Origin of the sequence: Alicyclobacillus mali NBRC 102425 (assembly GCF_001570745.1) — a bacterium.
Lineage (GTDB): Bacteria > Bacillota > Bacilli > Alicyclobacillales > Alicyclobacillaceae > Alicyclobacillus > Alicyclobacillus mali.
The window spans coordinates 1-16,724 of record NZ_BCSG01000032.1; the positions used below are offsets into that span (position 1 = coordinate 1).

Consider the following 16,724-nt stretch of genomic DNA (forward strand, 5'->3'; position numbering starts at 1 on the left):
AAAGGGCTCGTACTTTAAAAACAAGGAGGACATCCTGATCTCGTTGTTTCGGGAGAAGCTCGGCAGTCTCGTGCGCAAGTTTCACGAGCACGTGCATGACGATGATCGCGCGGACGAAGCCATCCGCAAGGTTTGCGAGCTTCACTTCACCGAACTCGAGAAGGATGTTCAACTCGCCAAGGTCACACAGTTGGAGCTCCGCCAGAGTTCGCGCGAACTGCACAGCGAAATCAGCAATGCTTTGAAGCCCTACATCCAGCTGATTGAGGACGTGCTGGTTCGGGGGATTGAACAAGGGATCTTCCGCAGCGACTTGGATGTGAAGCTCACACGCCTGTTGATCTTTGGCGCAATGGACGAGGTGGTATCGTCCTGGCTCATCTCGGGCAGGAGGTACTCTCTCTCGGCCCAAGTCGACAAGACCGTCGACTTCTTTCTCCGAGGTCTTCGCGCCTGACAGCGCAGGACCCAAACCACCCATATTTCGTTTTAGGAGGGTTCATCATGCATGTCGTAGTCCTGATGAAGCAGACGTTTGACACCGAAGAGCGTATCCGGCTCGCGGATGGCAAGATCGCGGAGGATGGCGTCAAGTGGATCATTAACCCGTACGACGAATACGCGGTCGAAGAGGCCATCCAATTGAAGGAAAACCAAGGTGCCACGGTGACCGTGGTCAGTGTGGGCAATGACAACACGACGCAGGCACTGCGTACGGCGCTCGCCATGGGAGCTGACGAAGCCGTCTTGATCGAAGCGCCTGAGCTCACCGATGAGCGCGCCATCGCCAAGGCCATCGTCGCCTACCTGAAGGACAAGTCGTTTGACGTGCTGCTCGCAGGCAACTTTTCCGTCGACAATGGAGCCGGTCAGGTAGCCATTCGCGTGGCGCACGAACTGGGTCTTCCCCACATCGCCGCGGTCACGCAATTGACCATTGAGGGCAATCAGGCAACTGGCGTGCGAGAAGTCGACGGCGATGTGCAGACCGTCACCGCTGTGCTGCCGGCCCTGTTCACCGCGCAGCAAGGTCTGAATGAGCCACGCTACCCATCGCTCCCCAATATTATGAAGGCAAAGAAGAAACCGCTTACCACTCTGACCCTGTCCGATCTCGGCCTCTCCAGCGACGACGCGGGCGCAAAGGTGGAGCGCGTCGAGGTGACGCTGCCGCCGAAGCGCCAAGCTGGCCAGAAGATCACGGGCACCCCGGATGAGCAGGCGGAGCAGTTGGCGGAGATCCTCGCGAAAGCACTTCGCTGACGTGGACGGGACGGAAAGATCAACGGGAGGTTGAAGAAGATGCCGAAAAAAGTTTTGGTGATTGCGGAACAACGCGATGGAAAGCTTCGTCAGGTCGCGCTGGAGGCGCTGACTGCTGCACGCACCATTGCAGACGGCGGATCGATTGTATCGGTCGTATTGGGAAGCCAGGTTCAGGATGCCGCGAATGAGCTTGCCCAGCACCCGCAAGACAAGGTGATTGCAATTCAGGGCGAATCGTTGACCAACTACGATTCGGAGCACTACTATTTGGCGCTGCGCCCGGTGCTGGACGAGATACAGCCAGACGTGGTGGTGCTCGGTCACACGGCTGGCGGCCGCGATCTCGCGCCGAAGATCTCGGCTGCCCTGGACGCGCCTCAGGTGTCGGACGTGGTGAGCCTGGATGCACAAGGGGGCGACGTCCTGTTTAAGCGCCCCATCTACGCGGGCAAGGCGTTCGAAACGAAGCGCGTGCTGTCAACCCCATATGTCGTGACCGTCCGCCCGAACAACCTCGCTGCGGACGGAGAACAGAGCGGCTCTGCGCCGGTTGAAGTGCGCACCTTCGACGAACCGGCTGACGTGAAGACGCGCGTCGTCAACGTGCAGAAGAAGGCCAGCACGGGCCGGGATCTCACCGAGGCCCGGGTGGTGGTCTCGGGCGGCCGCGGCGTCAAGAGCGCGGACGGCTTCAAGCCGCTCTACGAGCTCGCGGAAGTCCTGGATGCTGCGGTCGGCGCGTCTCGGGCGGCCTGCGACGCGGGCTACTGCGACTACAGCCTGCAGATCGGCCAGACGGGCAAGGTGGTGACACCGGACGTCTACATCGCATGCGGGATCAGCGGTGCGATTCAGCACCTCGCCGGCATGAGCCAGTCGAAGCTCATCATCGCCATTAACAAGGACGCCGAAGCGCCCATCTTCGAGATCGCCGACTACGGCGTGGTGGGCGACCTGTTCGAAATTCTGCCGAAGCTGACTGAAAAGCTTCGCGAGAAATTGGCGGCCGCCAGAGCCTGACGCGCAAAAGACCGCGGGCACCTCGCTGCGCTAACCTTGGCGCACGAAGGTGCCCGCTTTATAATCTCCATCGAAGAAAACCCCGTCCATGCCATCCGCATCGTAGTTCACGTGCAGCCCCGCGATCTCGACGTTGTGATCGCCGCCGATATCGCCGGACGCCTTGTTCGATTTCTGATGTTGATCCCATCCGGTGATTTGAGCGTCCCCTACAAACACGCCCGCATTTTGCTGCATCGAGTTCACGCCGAGCCCCTGAAACGCGATTCGCGTGTCGATGGGCGCCTGTTGGCGCGTCTGGAGCACATGCATGTCGCGATCATCCACCGGCATGTCGATCCCGTCGGGATCGTACAGAAGCACACGGTTTTGCGCAATCCACGAATGGGAGCCCACCTGGCCAAAGCCGGTGTTTGACTTTTCGTGCGAACTGAGTCCATAGACGACGTTGCATCCACCGACGATCAGAGCGGAGGAGCGCTCGACGGACCCGACATGAAGGTGGATGGGCCACGCGCGCAACGGCATCCCCTCCCCCATCATGTTTCCTCTGGGCTGAATTCGATGGCGATGCTGTTCCCCGGCGTCTCGCGAGCTAAATCCTTGGCCATGTACACAATGAGAAGTCCACTGCGATAGACCGCCTTGACGCCGTCCGGATTGACGCGCTCGGGTAGGTCAATCTCGCGATCGAAATCGCCGCGGAACAGTTCGGAGGACAGGATGTGATCGTGTGCCGCTGCGAAATACGAGGAGAGATGGCCTCGCACGCGCAGCAAGCGCGGCCGCACCGTGAGCGACACATCACCCTGAGATTTCAGACCTGGCAGCGCGATCACAGCGACTATCTCGCTGCTCCTGTTGTACAGGTCGATGGGCGGAAAAGGCGATCCCGCAGTTTCGTCCTGAAAGAACGGCATGCCTTGAAAATTCGGCATCGGCATGTTTTTCAGGAAATCAGGCCCAAGCCATTTCTTCATGTCGCCGAGTTCCTGCAACTGATTGAGAAACTCGAACGGGTGATTGGACTTCTGGTTCATCCTTCAGCCTCCAACGCGGAACACCCGCGCCTCAGGATCGGACCCAGCGCACCGGCCACGGGGACGGCCGTTCCTCACGGGCCCTGGTCTCGACGGGTGGTGCCCACTGATTGTTGGCGACGATGGAACGGCTGCCGTACACGTTGCCGAATCCCTGCTGCACGTGCGCCTGATGGCGAAAGTCGGATGCCCACGTGTTCCCAAGGCTCATGACGGAGGCGCCCGCCACTTGATGAACCGTGATTTGGCCAATCACAAACGTGGGCGACAGGATGCGCACGAACGGCTGCAGATCGGGGATCACGGCGAGCTCTGCGCTTGGCGCTCTTCGCTCCACGATATGCGGTACCCCCTTGATGTCGCTTCTAGTTCCGAAGTTTCGGTCGATGGCTCGGAAGTCGAGTGGGCGTCCATCCGGATGTGATTTCCAAGGGTGAGCGTTCCGCTCAGCTCGTTGATGTCCAACCTATCAAGCCGGAATACGAGTTCCTTGAGATCGACGCGATCGACCTGGAGGCGCTCCACGGCGATGTCGATCCGGCGATCCGGCGACGGATCCAACCGTTCCTCCAGCATCGTCAAGACGCGCGTCAACTGTTCGAGGATCTCGGTTTCCTTTTTGCGGCGGCGAAGCGAGAACATGCGCCGATCCTCCCAGCGGGACCAAAACCTCTGTTCAGATGTATGCGAACGCTATTGGCTTCATTCCGCTTGTCAATGGACCGGCCACGAGCGGGGTGATTTACGAAACGGGGCTTTCTCCGTGTTGCTTTCTCCAGCGCTTGTTTTCATAAAGGCGTTCGTCGGCAGCGGTGTAGCAGGCTTCCAAGCTGTCGCCATCCAAGCCGAAGACGCTCCCGCCCACGGACACCTGGCATGTGCCGCTCGAATGCTCTCGAATGGCCCGTTGCATGGCGAGCATCCTCGGCCGCCAGTCGGGTACGTCAGACCACGCAATGACGATGAACTCGTCTCCGCCGATGCGGCCCACGAGTTCGTCCGGCTGGGCTTGTTCCTGAAGCGCCTGGGCCACGACGCGCAGCACGCGATCTCCCACGGGATGCCCGTACGTGTCGTTGATGCGCTTGAAATGATCGATGTCCACAACGCCGACGATGACGTGCCGCTCATCCGCTCCGCGAGTTGCGTCCAAGACGCGCGGCCACCTTCGCTCAATGCCCAGCCGATTCCAGGCGCCGGTCAGCAGGTCTCGCTGACTGGCGTGTTCCGCAATCCGGATGGCCATGATCATGTCAAGCGCGAGCGAGACCTGTGCCGAACACGCCTCCATGAGCGCATGGCTCGTCTCCCACGTGAGATGCACCACGGCTTTTGTCCGCGCCACAACCATGGCGCCCCGCACTTCTTCGCGCGAATAGAGAGGCCACACGCCAAACTCCAGCACGGAGAGCGATGCGAGCCACGTCCGGAGATCGTCCTGAGGAATGTCTTCCACCAACAGCCAGCGCCCCGTCGGCAAGTCCAGCGTGAGACTGGACCGCAAAAGCTGTTCCACGCACGGGGCGATAGGCTCTTCTGCAAATGTGCCAAACGTGTGGTAGACAGCCGGTGGCTGGGGTTCACCACCCGTCTCCACGCCGCGTTTGCGATAGATAAAGAACCCACCGTCCACCGACGCGAGATGCGTTAGCGCATCGGCGGCAAATTGAAACAGCTCCATCCCGCGCTGCGCACGTCCCCACGTCCGCGTATGCTCAAAAAATGAACTGAGCGCACCTGCGTCCATCTGCATCGTCACCCGCGATCCGACTTGGCTCTCGCTGTCTCGTAGGTCTCATGTTGTGATTGTAAGCGTTTTGGCGCCTTCAGGACAGCGCTTTTTCCCATACGGCAGCCCTGTGTTCACCGTACAGCGACCACAGGTCATTCCCCTGGCGAAACACGAGCGTTGGATATCCCAGCGGAGCGTACCGATCTCCAGCGGACGGTGTCAAGACGAACACCTCTTTGAACGGAGCCAAATGCAGGGTCGCGTCCTCTTCTCGGGCGATGCGAACCGCGGTCTTGAGCGACGTGCCAGCCGGATATCCTACGTTGACAATCACAGGATCTCGTTTCAGGCGCTGGCGAATCGAAGTCAACAGTTCCAGCGTGCGTTGGCAATGAGGACACCAGTACGCCGCAAAAAGGAGGGGCTGAGCATCCGCGCTCAGCAACTCCTTCTGACCTGTCGCCGTCCAAACGGTCACTGCACCGTACAGGTCTGAGGAGGCGGGCTGAGGATCCCACCTCGGATCCTGTCCTTCGTTCATCTCGCCCGTGAGATTCTGAAACACAAGGGGATGCGCGCGATCCCGCCCAGAACTCTTCCCGGGCTGGCCGCTCATGGCGGCATTTTCGACGGTGCCACACCCCGCCATCAACACTGCCACCCATCCGGCCAGTGCGAGCACCCATGTCCGGCGCATACGAGCCCTCCCTTCACCGGGACCTCCTCCCTACGATACCCCGGCTCACGTCTTGCGGCAATCGCGCGCAGGAGAGTTTCGTAGCCTTCAGAACGCGCCACCGTTCCGCCCGTGCGCTTCAGCGACCAGACGCGCTTCCAGGGTCCGGGCGTGCAGGGTGAGCCGGGCTGTCATGTCGTAGCGGAGGAAGGGCGTCACCAAATAAATTCCCGGGAACCGCTGCAGAGCCATCTCCACGAGTTCCCGCGCAATGGCCTCTCCCACGGCGGGCGCTTCTTCCGGTGACGTCTCCCGCATGCGGCGCAGGGCTTCGTCGGACAGCCGAATGCCCGGTACCTGGTGGTGGAGAAACTCCGCATTGCGCACGCTCGTCAGTGGCATGATGCCTACGAAGACCGGCACGCCCAGGTCGCGCGTGGCCTCCGCGATAGCCTCCATCAAATCGGCATTGAACACGGGCTGTGTCATCACGAAGTCCGCGCCCGCCTCGACCTTTCGCTTCAGGCGCTCCACGGCCTTATGGAAGTTGTGAACGTGCGGATTGAACGCTGTGCCGATGACAAATCGCGAGGGCTGCTTGAGCGGCTGGCCCGAGAAACCGATTCCTTCGTTTAACCTGCGCACCATTTTTGTCAGGTCCATGGAGGACACGTCGTAGACGCTCGTGGCCCCTGGCAGTTCGCCATACCGAGACGGATCTCCCGTCACAAGCAAAACGTTGCGAATTCCGAGTACCGCGAGCCCCATCAGGTGCGACTGCTGCCCGATGAGGTTTCGATCGCGGCAAGTCACGTGGACGAGCGGCTCGATGTCTCGCTGTTTCAACAGGCTTGCCAGCGCCATGTTGGACACGCGGACCGATCCGAGTGAATTGTCCGCCATCGTGATGAGATCGGCACCCGCGCGAGCCAGCGCCTCGGCGCCCTCCAAAAACCGACCAATGGACAAGTGCTTCGGCGGGTCCAGTTCGACCACGATGGCCTTTCTCTCTTTAGCGATGTCAACCACGCTCATGCCGTCGTGATACACGCCGGCTCCTGATTCGACTGCCACGGTGGTGCGGCGGCTGGCCGCGTGGACGTGCGCCGGGACGTCGGCATCACCCGATGTCCGTTCGGCGCGCATCAACGCATCGCGAAGCGCACGGATGTACTCAGGCGTCGTTCCACAACAGCCGCCGAGCCACTGAACGCCAAGTTGCGCAATTCGCAGCATGAGACGGGAAAAATCTTCTGTGTCGCCCGTGTACGCGATCTCGTCCCCCTCCGATCGCTGCAGAATGCCTGCGTTCGGCACCGCCGCGTACGGTCCATCTGCCGTCACACCCGCCTGCTCGTAAGACCGCAAGATGCCGTAAGGTCCAAGCCGGCAATTGACTCCTACGACATCAGCACCCGCTTCCCTGATGCGCCGGAACGCGTGCGCGAGGGGGACACCGTCGCGCGTCACACCAATTTCCTCTGGCGACAGGTTGACCACCAAAGGAAGATCCCCGAGAATCGGACGGACGGCCGCGATCGCTACGAGTGCCTCCTCCAGATCCGGGAACGTCTCCAGGACCAAACCGTCGATACCCGCGCCGACGAGCGCTTCTGCCTGTTCCGCGTACACGCGGGCAAGTACGTCGCGCTCTTCATCTTGAAGAAGAGCGCCGTAGCGATATCCCCCCATCGCAGGGCCCATGGTGCCGTACACGCTCGCTTGATCGCGGGCGGCAGAGCGCGCAATCTCAACACCTCGCCGGTTCAGGCCAAGAACGTCCACGTGCAAACCGTGACGCTCCAGCGCCAACCGATTGCCCATGAACGTGTTGGTCTGCACCACCGTGCACCCCGCTTCGACGTACCGACGGTGCACACGGGCGACAAGATCGGGCGAAGTCAGGTTGAGCTGCTCGACCGGGGTGCCGATGGGAACACCCAATTGGTGCATGTAAGTCGACATGGCCCCGTCGAATAGGACGTACGCGCCAAGCGGGCCCTCCACGTCCCGCGGCGGACGACGCCACTGGCGCCACACTGCATCGCTCATCTGAATTCTTCCTCTCGTTCACGCGATAGATGAAAGGTTTGCGAGATTTTCGACATTGTAACACACGCCAGCGGCGCAGGTTCAACGAAAGCCGAAAAAAGGCGATCCGCCGATGCGGACCGCCCAGGGTGTGGGTGTTTCTCACCCGTTCGACTGCCTCTTGCCGTGAGGCACATTCGCCCGGTGATATGCCTTCCAGGGAACCACCGCATCCAACCGCGAACCGATCATCTGGTTGCGCCGCTCCACGAACGTCTCCACCTCGTGATTGTGGCTGAGCGCACCCACAAACGTGAAGTCGTCGTTGTGATGTTGCGTGTGTTCACCTGACATCTGGCCCACCCCCGGCTTAGCATGGCACCATCATGCCAGCTTCATGCCCTCACCACGACGCGCCAGACGACTGCAGCTGTTGATCCAGCCACGAGCGCACGCTTGCAATAGGCACTCTCACCTGTTCCATGGAATCGCGCATCCGGATAGTGACCTGTCCGTCCGATTCCGACTCGAAGTCGTAGGTCACGCAGAAAGGTGTTCCGATCTCGTCCTGCCTACGGTATCGCTTGCCGATGGACCCGGTCTCGTCGTAATCCGCGCTGTACGCCTTCGCCAAGTCGAGGTAGAGGCGATGTGCAGGCTCGTTCAGCTTCTTGGAAAGCGGCAATATCGCCACCTGATACGGCGCGAGCTTAGGGTGCAGCCGAAGCACCACGCGCGTGTCTCCCTCCGCCACTTCTTCCTCATCGTAGGCGTCGGCGAACAGCGCAAGGAAGAGGCGATCCGCGCCGATCGACGGCTCAATACAGTAGGGAATGAACGGCTCCCGCCCTTCCTCCTGCACCATCATGTTCTCGCCTGAATGGGCCTGGTGTGCTTTGAGGTCGTAATCAGTTCGATTGGCGACCCCAAGAAGTTCTCCCCAGCCGAACGGGAAATGATACTCGATGTCCGTCGTCGCCTTGCTGTAGTGTGACAATTGCTCCTTGGCGTGGTCGCGATACCTCAGGTTGTCCGGCTTGATACCCAATGAAAGCAGCCAATCCATGCACGTCTTTCGCCAGTATGCAAACCAGTTCTCATCATCGCCCGGTGCGCAGAAAAACTCGATCTCCATCTGTTCGAATTCGCGCGTGCGGAAAATGAAATTGCCGGGGGTGATTTCGTTGCGAAAGCTCTTGCCGAACTGACCAATGCCAAACGGCAGCTTTTTGCGCATGGTTCTCTGCACGTTTTTGAAATTCACGAAGATACCCTGCGCGGTCTCAGGGCGCAGGTACACCTCGTTCGCCGCGTCCTCCGTCACGCCCTGAAACGTGCGGAACATCATGTTGAACTGCCGGACATTCGTAAAATCGCGCGCCCCGCAGTTGGGACATGCAATCTGGAGTTCTTCCATCAGCCTCTCCATCTCCGCAAACGGCAGCCCGTCCACGACCAGGGTCTTTCCTTGCGCCTCAGCCGCCTCTTCAATCAACTTGTCGGCGCGAAACCTGGCCTTGCACTGACGGCAATCCACCATCGGATCGTGGAAGTTCGCCACATGTCCGGACGCGACCCAAACCTGCTTGTTCATCAGGATGGCCGAATCCAGGCCGACATTCAGCGGATTTTGCTCGATGAAAAATCGCCACCATGCGCGCTTCAGGTTGTGCTTCACCTGCGCGCCGAGCGGCCCGTAATCCCATGTGTTGGCCAGTCCGCCGTAGATCTCGGAACCAGGGAAAATAAAGCCGCGCCGCTTCGCGAGCGACACCAATGTATCCATCGTCACCTGCATCGACTGTTCCTCCTGCTCGTCCTCAATATGGCTATGATAGCCGAGCCTGGCGCGTGCGCGCAATGGAGCGCGTTCGCTGTGCCTATTTTGGCAAGGTGTTGTGTATAATGAAACTCCGACTGGTCTGATACCGGCGCGAGCGGTCGCAGCATGGGGGGAGTTGTTCGTGAAGACCAAGCAACGCGTCAAGATGGTGTTTCTCGACATCGACGGAACGCTGTTTGTGAACGGCCGGATCGTGCCAAAAAGCGCCGCGGCGGTCGCCAAACTGATTGAAAACCAGATTCCCGTCGCGGTGTGCACGGGGCGCAGCGTCATCCACGCTCAGCACGTGCAGGCGTCACTCGGCATCCCTTACGGCATCTATTTCAACGGCGGTTTGGTGAAGGCAGGAGAACGAGAGATCTTTTCTCTTCCTTTCTCGCGTGACGTGGTTCGAGGAATCCTGGAAGCGGCGGAGCGCCGTGACATCCAGGCCATCATTCATACGCACGATCACGCCTTCAGCCTGCGCCCGATTCCCGCCGAATACCTGCCGGTCCTCGCGTCTTATGATTTCCCACCCATTGTGTGCGAACCGACAATGGCCGAACGATTGGATGATATTGGCGTGTTTCAGTTGAACGCGTTCATGACGGCCGAGTGGGATGACGTGTTCGAGCGCGAGTTTCCCGAATGCTATGTGTACCGGTGGCACGAACGGGCCGTCGACTTTCAGCGGCGCAAATCGGATAAGTCCATCGGTGCGCTGCATCTTCTCTCGCACCTGGGCATCGCACCTGAAGATGCCGTGCACATCGGCGACGGAGGCAACGACATCGGTATGTTTCGCACGATGGGTTACTCCTACGCCATGGGCAACGCAAGCGACGACGTCAAGCGCGCGGCCAAACGCGTCACCTCGCGCGCCGATGAGGGCGGCGTCGCGGACGCGCTGGCAGAGTTGGGTCTCGTCTGACCCGTATCGTCAACTCCGAACACCTGTTTGCACCCCGGGCTTCACGTGGTAGAATGAGGCCGAAGGGAGTGGGGACGGTGAGCGGTCTCACGGCTCGTCAACGCGCAATTCTCGAGTTTATCCGAAAAAACATCCGCGAAAAAGGATATCCTCCCTCGGTGCGAGAGATCGGCGAAGCGGTCGGTTTGGCATCGAGTTCGACAGTTCATGGTCACCTCGAGCGTCTGCAACAAAAGGGTTATTTGCGTCGAGATCCGACGAAACCGAGGGCATTGGAACTCCTGGTGGACGACGAAGAGCCAGGGGACGTCGTTCTCGCCCCCATTGTCGGCCGTGTGACGGCGGGACTTCCCATTGCAGCACTGGAAGACATTGAGGGCTATCTGCCTCTGCCGCGCGATTTTGCGAAGGCGGATCAAGTCTTTGCGCTGCGCGTAATCGGCGACAGCATGATCAACGCGGGCATTTACGACGGGGACTTGGCCATCGTGCGCCGGCAGACGTCCGCTGACAACGGCGACATCGTCGTGGCCATGACCGACGAAGATGAGGCCACCGTCAAGCGGTTTTATCGCGAGGACGGCCGCGTGCGCCTTCAACCGGAAAACGACGAGATGCCGGCCCTCTACTTTCCCAAAGTGACCGTTCTGGGCAAGGTCATCGGCATCTTTCGCCATATTCGATAGAAATAAAAACATGCGGCGCAAGCCTGTTTCGCTTCGCCGCATTTCCAGAACACCTCTTTCAGACCAGGCAAACACGTTGGCTCAGGCGTTCACAGCGTGCGCCCCCGCTCCGACTGCAGCCAATCGCTTTGAATGTTCTCCATCGTCTTTTTACTCGTCTCCGGCACGGCGCGCTGCATGAAGACGGCCATGGCGACGCAAAACACCGCAAAGATCCAAAATGTCCACGTTCCGCCGATGGCTTGCAGTAGAATCGGGAAAAATTGCGCCACGAGGTACGTGGCGAACCACAGCGCGAAAGACGCGATAGCCATCGCACGGCCGCGGATGGCGGTGGGATAAATCTCCGACAGCACAATCCAGACGCCTCCGCCCCAGGACAACTCGTAGGCAATGGTGTGCGCAAAGACGAGCGCGAGCACCAGCCACGTGATCATATGAGGCAAGGAGAAAGCGATGCCGAGAATGACGAGAAAGAGCGCCATGAGCCCGCCGTTCCATACAAGCAACCGCTTTCGTCCGACGCGATCGACGATGATCATGAGCACAATGACGAAGATAACCTTGATGGCACCAATCCATACCGTGTCGTAGAAGGACGCATTGGTCCCAGCGCCAGCTGCCTTGAAGATCATCGGCGCATAATAACCCACGGCATTTGTGCCGGTAAACTGCTGAAAGATGGCGAGCACGACCCCGATACCCAGCGCCTTGCGAATGCCCGGGCGGGACAGTTCCTGAAACAGCGAATCCGGAACCACCTCGAGCGACTTCCGGATTTCATTTGCGTCAAAGCTTGCCCGCTCGGGACCACTCACGCGTTCGAGAATCGAAAGAGCCTGCGCCTCGCGCCCGCGCTTCATCAGGTACCTTGGGCTTTCGGGCACGAAGAACAGCAGTGCAAAGAAAATCACTGCGGGAATCACGCCCATGGCGAACATCCAGCGCCAGCCCGTAGTCTGGTTCCAAGCCGCTGTGTGCGAACTGACGATGGCAGCGTTGACAAAATACACGATGAAAATTCCAGACACGATAGCCAATTGGTTCGAACCAACCAACCGCCCTCGGATCCGGGGCGGCGCAATCTCGGCGATGTAAAGCGGCGACAACAGCGACGCCAAACCGATGCCCACGCCTCCGATAAATCGTCCGAGCACCAGAACGCCGACGCTCGGCGTGAAAGCCGAGATCAAACTCGAGGCGATAAAGATGATGCCAGCGACCGAGAGCGCTTTCTTTCTGCCGATGGCGTCGCCGAGAAAACCCGCGATGAGGACGCCGAGCATGGCGCCGAGATCGATGCTACTTGACACGAGTCCGGTGGTGGCGGCACTCATGTGAAACTCGGTTTTCAAAAACTCGTTTGCCCCTGCGATCACGCCGGTGTCGTAACCGAAGAGAAGTCCGCCGAGCGATGCAATGACGACGACTGTCACGACATAGCTCAGATTCGGCCGATATTCTACCTGAGTGACTTCTGTCTGCATCAAGTTCGGTCACCTCCTGAGTGCATGTTGCAAGGGAGACCATCTCTTGGTTCCCTGTTGTTCAGCGCAACGGACAGTCAGACCATGCTTATCACCCCGTGTCGCTTGGCTCACCTCCTTTCCGCTGGCAGCTTGGGTGGCCCGTTTACTTCACAAGGAAGCGATGGCTTCGACCGGACCGCGGCTGAGCGCCGTGGCCACAAACCTCACCCAACCGTCGAGCACGCCGGGTACCTCCGTCAGATCCGCGGACCAGAGTTCCGCGTCGGACAAAATGGCCCGCGCCGAGCCCTCAAGGTCCTCCTGCCACAGACTCATCAGCCGATCCGCGGCCGGATCCGACGCTGCCACGTCCCTCATGCCAGGGCGATAGGCCAAGCTCACCGCCGCGATGGCCGCCGTGAGCCTGCGTGCTTCGCCCAGCCGCTCCACCGCGTCGAGGAGCGTAGGCACAAGCCGGATGCGCGCCTTCGAGATGGCATTGGTGGCAATGGAGCGCAGCTTGTGCTCTAGGTATGGATTTTGAAACCGCTCGAGCACGTCACGGGCGAATGCTCGCAACATCTCCGGCCGGGTCACACGAGACTCGGTGGCCGGCACAATTTCGTCCTGCACAAGTTGGTGGACGAACTGTGAAAGCGTTGGGTGTTGCATCACCTCGAGCACCGTCTCAAGACCTGCCATGAGGCCCAAGTTGGCCAGCGCCGTGTGTGTGCCATTCAGCGCCCGAAGCTTTTGCAAGCGAAAGTCGCGGATATCGTCCGCGTAGTGAACGTTGAGGCCGACCTCCGCAAACGGCCACAGCGCCTTCAACCGCTCACTCCCCCGAATGGCAAACAGGTAGTACGGCTCGACCGTCACCGCCAGCGCGTCTTCATACGGCAGCGGCGGATGGCCTGCGTACGGCGTTACAATCCGATCGACAAGCGTGTCGCAGAACTCGACGCGATCGCGTAGCCATCGATAGAAGTCGTCTTCAAGTCCCCAATCTGCCGCATGCCGTTCGACGATGGAGCGCAGCTGCTGACCGTTGTCGTCGATGAGCTCGCACGGGACCACAACCATTCGTCCCGCCTCCTGCCATCCGAGCGCGCGATAGCGCTCGTACAGACACTGGGCGAGCTTGGCTGGATAAGTGGCCGGTGGAGCCTCCGACGATGGCCGGGGCACGGGCTCATACCGCACGCCGAGCTCCGTGGTGTTGGACAGGGCGATCTCGACATGCGGATCCCGCGCCAATTGCAGCACTTGCGACCATTCGCAGGTGGAGTCGAATGCGCGGGCCACGGACGTGACAAGCTCCGCATGTTCCACGGGGTTCCCGTCCTGAAGGCCGCGCACCGTCACGGTGTATAGTCCTTCCTGCTCCTGAAACTGATGAATGTGATGTGTGCCGCTCGGCCGCGGATTCACCACGGCAATCCGCCCTTGAAACGCTCCGGACTCATTCAGGCGGTGGACAAGCCAGTCGACGAAGCCTCTCAGAAAGATACCTTCGCCGATTTGAATGACCCGGATGGGCATGGCCCGCGCGCGCTCAAAGCTCGCGCGAGCTTCACCGTCCAATGCGCCTGCGTGTAACCGCATTTTCTCGTCTCCTCACGGAAAGATCCGAAACTTAATCCCACGAGCGCTCGCGGATCCAGGCGTGAGCCGGATCGTCGTGCGGGATCATCACGCGATCCACGGGTCCCGCCATGAGCCACAGGTAGTACAGTTGATAGCCGCCAGCGGCGCAGACGGGGTGATACCCGCGCGGAATCATGAACGCGTCGCCATGTTTCACTCGGTACGTTTCATCGATGGAGCCATCCGACGTGTAGATGGACTGCAGCCCAAAACCGCTAGACGGGTTCAGTTGATAGAAGTAAATCTCCTCCATGAGCGCCTCGACGCCTGGAATATAGTCGTCGTGTTTATGCGGCGGGTAACTCGACCAGTTGCCCGGCGGGTTGAACGTCTCGCCGACGATAATCCGGTGGACCCGGCCCTCCGCCTGCTGCACGACGATGTCGTGGACCTTGCGTTCGAAGTTGGCCTGCCCAACGGTTTTCACCACGACGTCGTCGGGCGTGACCACAAACGGCTCGTGCGCTTCCTCCGCAACTGCCTGGCAGACCGCGACCTCGAGCGCCGCGTCGCCCACGTTTTCCACCCGAAACGTTTGGCCGACTGGCACGTACACCGCCGTCGCCTGGGCTGCGAAGACGTTCGGCCGATCGTATGGCCCAAAGGTGTGATGGCCAATCGACACGCGCATCGAACCCGACAGGAGGACCAGGACGACCTCTCGGCCCTCAAACACCGCCTCATGTGCTTCGCCCCGACCGAGCCGCAACAGGCCGAACGAAATCCATTTCAAACCGGCCTCGTTCTGTTGAGAAACCAGCTCGTGATAACCGTTTTCCGCCTTGCCTCGCACCAGATACATGCTCATCCAACCTCCGCTTCGCTCACAGCGTGACGCCGTCCTTGAAGATGGCGATCTCACGATATCCACTTGTCTCGTTTCGGGCGAGTTCTTCTCCTGAGGCTACGCGAATTACCTTGTGCAACAGTTCTTCCGCGAGCGCATCCATCGATTCCCCGAGGACAATCCGCCCCGCGTCAAAGTCGATCCACCCGGGCTTCGACTCGGCAAGTGGATGGTTGCTCGCGATTTTCAACGTTGGAACCGGACCGCCGAACGGCGTGCCTCGACCGGTCGTGAATAAGATCACCTGTGCCCCGCTCGCCGCGAGCGCGCTGACGGATACCATGTCGTTTCCTGGCGCCGAGACCAGGTTGAGTCCCTGCTTCACGGCCGGATCCCCGTAGTCGAGTACATCCACCACGCGCGAGAGGCGACCGCCCTTCTGCACGGCGCCCAACGACTTTTCTTCCAGGGTGGTAATGCCACCGGCTTTGTTGCCGGGAGACGGGTTTTCGTACACGGGCTGGCCGTGGCGGGTATAGTAGTCCTTCCACGACTGAATCAGATCCACGATTTTTGCGAACGTCTCAGGGCTGTCCGCGCGGTCCATGAGCACCGTCTCAGCGCCGAACATCTCAGGGACCTCGGTGAGGAGCGCTGTTCCACCGCGTGCAACGATGCGGTCCGCCACCTGTCCCACGAGCGGATTCGCCGTGACGCCTGACAGTCCGTCAGATCCGCCGCATTTCAATCCCAATTTCAGCCGGGAAATGGGCACCGGCTGGCGGTCGAACGCGCACGCCCGTTCGACGAGGTCCTCCAGGAGCCGCATGCCGTCCGCGAACTCGTCGGCGGACCGCTGAAGTTCGAGGAAGGAAACTTTGCTAAGAGACGCCGGATCGAGCCACTCCTGAAACGCCTCGATTCGGTTGTTTTCGCACCCGAGCCCGACCACGAGAACGCCTGCGGCATTCGGGTGTCGGACGAGCCCGGCGAGCAGGGACTGCGTGTAGGTGAGATCGTCCCCGAGCTGCGAACACCCGTACGGATGCGCGAAGTGGTACACGCCGTCGACCCCGTGTCCCCTCCACTTCGCGTCCGCCATCGCGGCGAGGCGCTCGGCAACCTTGTTGACGCAACCCACGGTGTTTAGAATCCAGATTTCATTGCGCACGCCGACCTGTCCGTCCGGCCTCACGTACCCCATGAAGGTCAGGCCGTCGTCGAGCACGGGTGCAGGCGAGCCGGTGGGGCGGTATGCGTAGGATCCATGCTCCGTAAGGGCGGTGCGCAGGTTGTGCGTGTGCACCCATTCACCCGGCTCAATGTCCTGGGTTGCGACGCCGATGGGAAAACCGTATTTTTGCACCGCCTCCCCGCACTTGACGGGCCTTACGGCCAACTTGTGTCCCAGCGCAATGGGCGCCCGAGTGGTCAACTGACCACCGAAAGGTGTTTCAACGACATCCCCGACGTCGAGCGGTTCAAGCGCGACGACGACATCGTCGACCGGCGAGAGATGCAAAACCTTGGGTGCCACGCAGAACCGCCTCCTCTCCTCGCGTTTGCGCAGCGCAGGTCGCGAATAGTTAATATAACTGTTACATTAACATAAAT

At 60.2% G+C, this 16,724-nt stretch carries 18 protein-coding genes; 5 read left to right on the forward strand and 13 right to left on the reverse strand.

Annotated elements, in window-relative coordinates:
- From AMA01_RS11030 to AMA01_RS11040, 3 genes are all read left to right on the forward strand, one after another.
- On the forward strand, window positions 1-457 hold a 457-nt coding region (locus AMA01_RS11030; RefSeq protein WP_067850932.1), incomplete at its 5' end, for a TetR/AcrR family transcriptional regulator C-terminal domain-containing protein.
- 47 nt (window positions 458-504) lie between these two features.
- Window positions 505-1,263 (forward strand): electron transfer flavoprotein subunit beta/FixA family protein, encoded by a 759-nt coding sequence (locus AMA01_RS11035; protein WP_067850934.1) that lies wholly within the window; start codon window positions 505-507, stop codon window positions 1,261-1,263.
- Window positions 1,264-1,302: 39 nt separating this feature from the next.
- The gene (locus tag AMA01_RS11040) at window positions 1,303-2,286 is read left to right on the forward strand and encodes an electron transfer flavoprotein subunit alpha/FixB family protein (RefSeq protein WP_067850936.1); all 984 of its coding nucleotides are present in this window, start codon (window positions 1,303-1,305) and stop codon (window positions 2,284-2,286) included.
- Between the two features lie 30 nt (window positions 2,287-2,316).
- Here AMA01_RS11040 and AMA01_RS11045 read toward each other — a convergent pair whose 3' ends face one another.
- The 9 genes from AMA01_RS11045 to AMA01_RS11085 form a co-directional block, all read right to left on the reverse strand.
- The gene (locus AMA01_RS11045) at window positions 2,317-2,814 is read right to left on the reverse strand and encodes a hypothetical protein (protein ID WP_230087921.1); all 498 of its coding nucleotides are present in this window, start codon (window positions 2,812-2,814) and stop codon (window positions 2,317-2,319) included.
- 11 nt (window positions 2,815-2,825) lie between these two features.
- Entirely contained in the window at window positions 2,826-3,326 is a 501-nt protein-coding gene (locus AMA01_RS11050) for an Hsp20/alpha crystallin family protein (RefSeq protein WP_067850940.1), read from the reverse strand.
- Window positions 3,327-3,357: 31 nt separating this feature from the next.
- Window positions 3,358-3,663 carry a hypothetical protein gene (locus tag AMA01_RS11055; protein WP_067850942.1) on the reverse strand — a complete coding sequence of 102 codons (306 nt, stop codon included), beginning with the start codon at window positions 3,661-3,663 and terminating at the stop codon, window positions 3,358-3,360.
- Window positions 3,627-3,968: a hypothetical protein gene (locus AMA01_RS11060; protein ID WP_067850944.1), complete on the reverse strand. Its 342-nt coding sequence runs from the start codon at window positions 3,966-3,968 to the stop codon at window positions 3,627-3,629. The genes AMA01_RS11055 and AMA01_RS11060 overlap by 37 nt, the downstream gene beginning before the upstream one ends.
- Window positions 3,969-4,068: 100 nt before the next feature.
- The gene (locus tag AMA01_RS11065; RefSeq protein ID WP_067850996.1) at window positions 4,069-5,073 is read right to left on the reverse strand and encodes a GGDEF domain-containing protein; all 1,005 of its coding nucleotides are present in this window, start codon (window positions 5,071-5,073) and stop codon (window positions 4,069-4,071) included.
- A gap of 79 nt (window positions 5,074-5,152) precedes the next feature.
- Window positions 5,153-5,755 (reverse strand): TlpA family protein disulfide reductase, encoded by a 603-nt coding sequence (locus AMA01_RS11070; RefSeq protein WP_067850946.1) that lies wholly within the window; start codon window positions 5,753-5,755, stop codon window positions 5,153-5,155.
- A gap of 87 nt (window positions 5,756-5,842) precedes the next feature.
- Window positions 5,843-7,786 carry a bifunctional homocysteine S-methyltransferase/methylenetetrahydrofolate reductase gene (locus AMA01_RS11075; protein ID WP_067850948.1) on the reverse strand — a complete coding sequence of 648 codons (1,944 nt, stop codon included), beginning with the start codon at window positions 7,784-7,786 and terminating at the stop codon, window positions 5,843-5,845.
- Window positions 7,787-7,927: 141 nt separating this feature from the next.
- On the reverse strand, window positions 7,928-8,119 hold the full coding sequence (locus AMA01_RS11080) for a hypothetical protein (protein ID WP_067850950.1): 192 nt from the start codon (window positions 8,117-8,119) through the stop codon (window positions 7,928-7,930).
- 49 nt (window positions 8,120-8,168) lie between these two features.
- The gene (locus tag AMA01_RS11085; RefSeq protein ID WP_067850952.1) at window positions 8,169-9,563 is read right to left on the reverse strand and encodes a glycine--tRNA ligase; all 1,395 of its coding nucleotides are present in this window, start codon (window positions 9,561-9,563) and stop codon (window positions 8,169-8,171) included.
- A 166-nt stretch (window positions 9,564-9,729) separates the two neighbouring features.
- On the opposite strand from AMA01_RS11085, the gene AMA01_RS11090 reads away from it, so the two are divergent.
- Together AMA01_RS11090 and lexA are read left to right on the forward strand one after the other, a co-directional pair.
- Complete coding sequence (locus tag AMA01_RS11090) at window positions 9,730-10,521, forward strand: Cof-type HAD-IIB family hydrolase (protein ID WP_067850954.1); 792 nt, start codon at window positions 9,730-9,732, stop codon at window positions 10,519-10,521.
- A 77-nt stretch (window positions 10,522-10,598) separates the two neighbouring features.
- Window positions 10,599-11,207, forward strand: coding sequence for a transcriptional repressor LexA (gene lexA, locus AMA01_RS11095; RefSeq protein ID WP_156468449.1), 609 nt, complete (start codon window positions 10,599-10,601; stop codon window positions 11,205-11,207).
- 89 nt (window positions 11,208-11,296) lie between these two features.
- Here the strand turns inward: lexA and AMA01_RS11100 are convergent, their stop codons facing one another.
- The 4 genes from AMA01_RS11100 to AMA01_RS11115 all read right to left on the reverse strand — a co-directional run bounded on the left by AMA01_RS11100 (window position 11,297) and on the right by AMA01_RS11115 (window position 16,647).
- Window positions 11,297-12,694, reverse strand: coding sequence for a sugar porter family MFS transporter (locus tag AMA01_RS11100; RefSeq protein ID WP_067850998.1), 1,398 nt, complete (start codon window positions 12,692-12,694; stop codon window positions 11,297-11,299).
- A gap of 150 nt (window positions 12,695-12,844) precedes the next feature.
- A complete protein-coding gene (locus AMA01_RS11105) occupies window positions 12,845-14,281 on the reverse strand; it encodes a tagaturonate reductase (RefSeq protein ID WP_067850958.1) in 1,437 nt (478 codons plus the stop codon).
- A 31-nt stretch (window positions 14,282-14,312) separates the two neighbouring features.
- Window positions 14,313-15,125 carry a 5-deoxy-glucuronate isomerase gene (iolB, locus tag AMA01_RS11110; protein ID WP_067850960.1) on the reverse strand — a complete coding sequence of 271 codons (813 nt, stop codon included), beginning with the start codon at window positions 15,123-15,125 and terminating at the stop codon, window positions 14,313-14,315.
- Window positions 15,126-15,147: 22 nt separating this feature from the next.
- A complete protein-coding gene (locus tag AMA01_RS11115) occupies window positions 15,148-16,647 on the reverse strand; it encodes a UxaA family hydrolase (protein ID WP_067850962.1) in 1,500 nt (499 codons plus the stop codon).
- Window positions 16,648-16,724 lie beyond the last annotated feature (77 nt).

Excerpts from the sequence above, each read along its gene's own strand:
- AMA01_RS11100 (WP_067850998.1), bottom strand. The coding sequence starts at position 12,694 with ATGCAGACAGAAGTCACTCAGGTAGAATATCGGCCGAATCTGAGCTAT.
- AMA01_RS11040 (WP_067850936.1), top strand. The coding sequence starts at position 1,303 with ATGCCGAAAAAAGTTTTGGTGATTGCGGAACAACGCGATGGAAAGCTT.
- AMA01_RS11060 (WP_067850944.1), bottom strand. The coding sequence starts at position 3,968 with ATGTTCTCGCTTCGCCGCCGCAAAAAGGAAACCGAGATCCTCGAACAG.
- AMA01_RS11065 (WP_067850996.1), bottom strand. The coding sequence starts at position 5,073 with ATGGACGCAGGTGCGCTCAGTTCATTTTTTGAGCATACGCGGACGTGG.
- AMA01_RS11045 (WP_230087921.1), bottom strand. The coding sequence starts at position 2,814 with ATGCCGTTGCGCGCGTGGCCCATCCACCTTCATGTCGGGTCCGTCGAG.
- AMA01_RS11070 (WP_067850946.1), bottom strand. The coding sequence starts at position 5,755 with ATGCGCCGGACATGGGTGCTCGCACTGGCCGGATGGGTGGCAGTGTTG.
- AMA01_RS11080 (WP_067850950.1), bottom strand. The coding sequence starts at position 8,119 with ATGTCAGGTGAACACACGCAACATCACAACGACGACTTCACGTTTGTG.
- AMA01_RS11105 (WP_067850958.1), bottom strand. The coding sequence starts at position 14,281 with ATGCGGTTACACGCAGGCGCATTGGACGGTGAAGCTCGCGCGAGCTTT.
- AMA01_RS11035 (WP_067850934.1), top strand. The coding sequence starts at position 505 with ATGCATGTCGTAGTCCTGATGAAGCAGACGTTTGACACCGAAGAGCGT.
- AMA01_RS11050 (WP_067850940.1), bottom strand. The coding sequence starts at position 3,326 with ATGAACCAGAAGTCCAATCACCCGTTCGAGTTTCTCAATCAGTTGCAG.
- iolB (WP_067850960.1), bottom strand. The coding sequence starts at position 15,125 with ATGTATCTGGTGCGAGGCAAGGCGGAAAACGGTTATCACGAGCTGGTT.
- AMA01_RS11085 (WP_067850952.1), bottom strand. The coding sequence starts at position 9,563 with ATGCAGGTGACGATGGATACATTGGTGTCGCTCGCGAAGCGGCGCGGC.
- AMA01_RS11075 (WP_067850948.1), bottom strand. The coding sequence starts at position 7,786 with ATGAGCGATGCAGTGTGGCGCCAGTGGCGTCGTCCGCCGCGGGACGTG.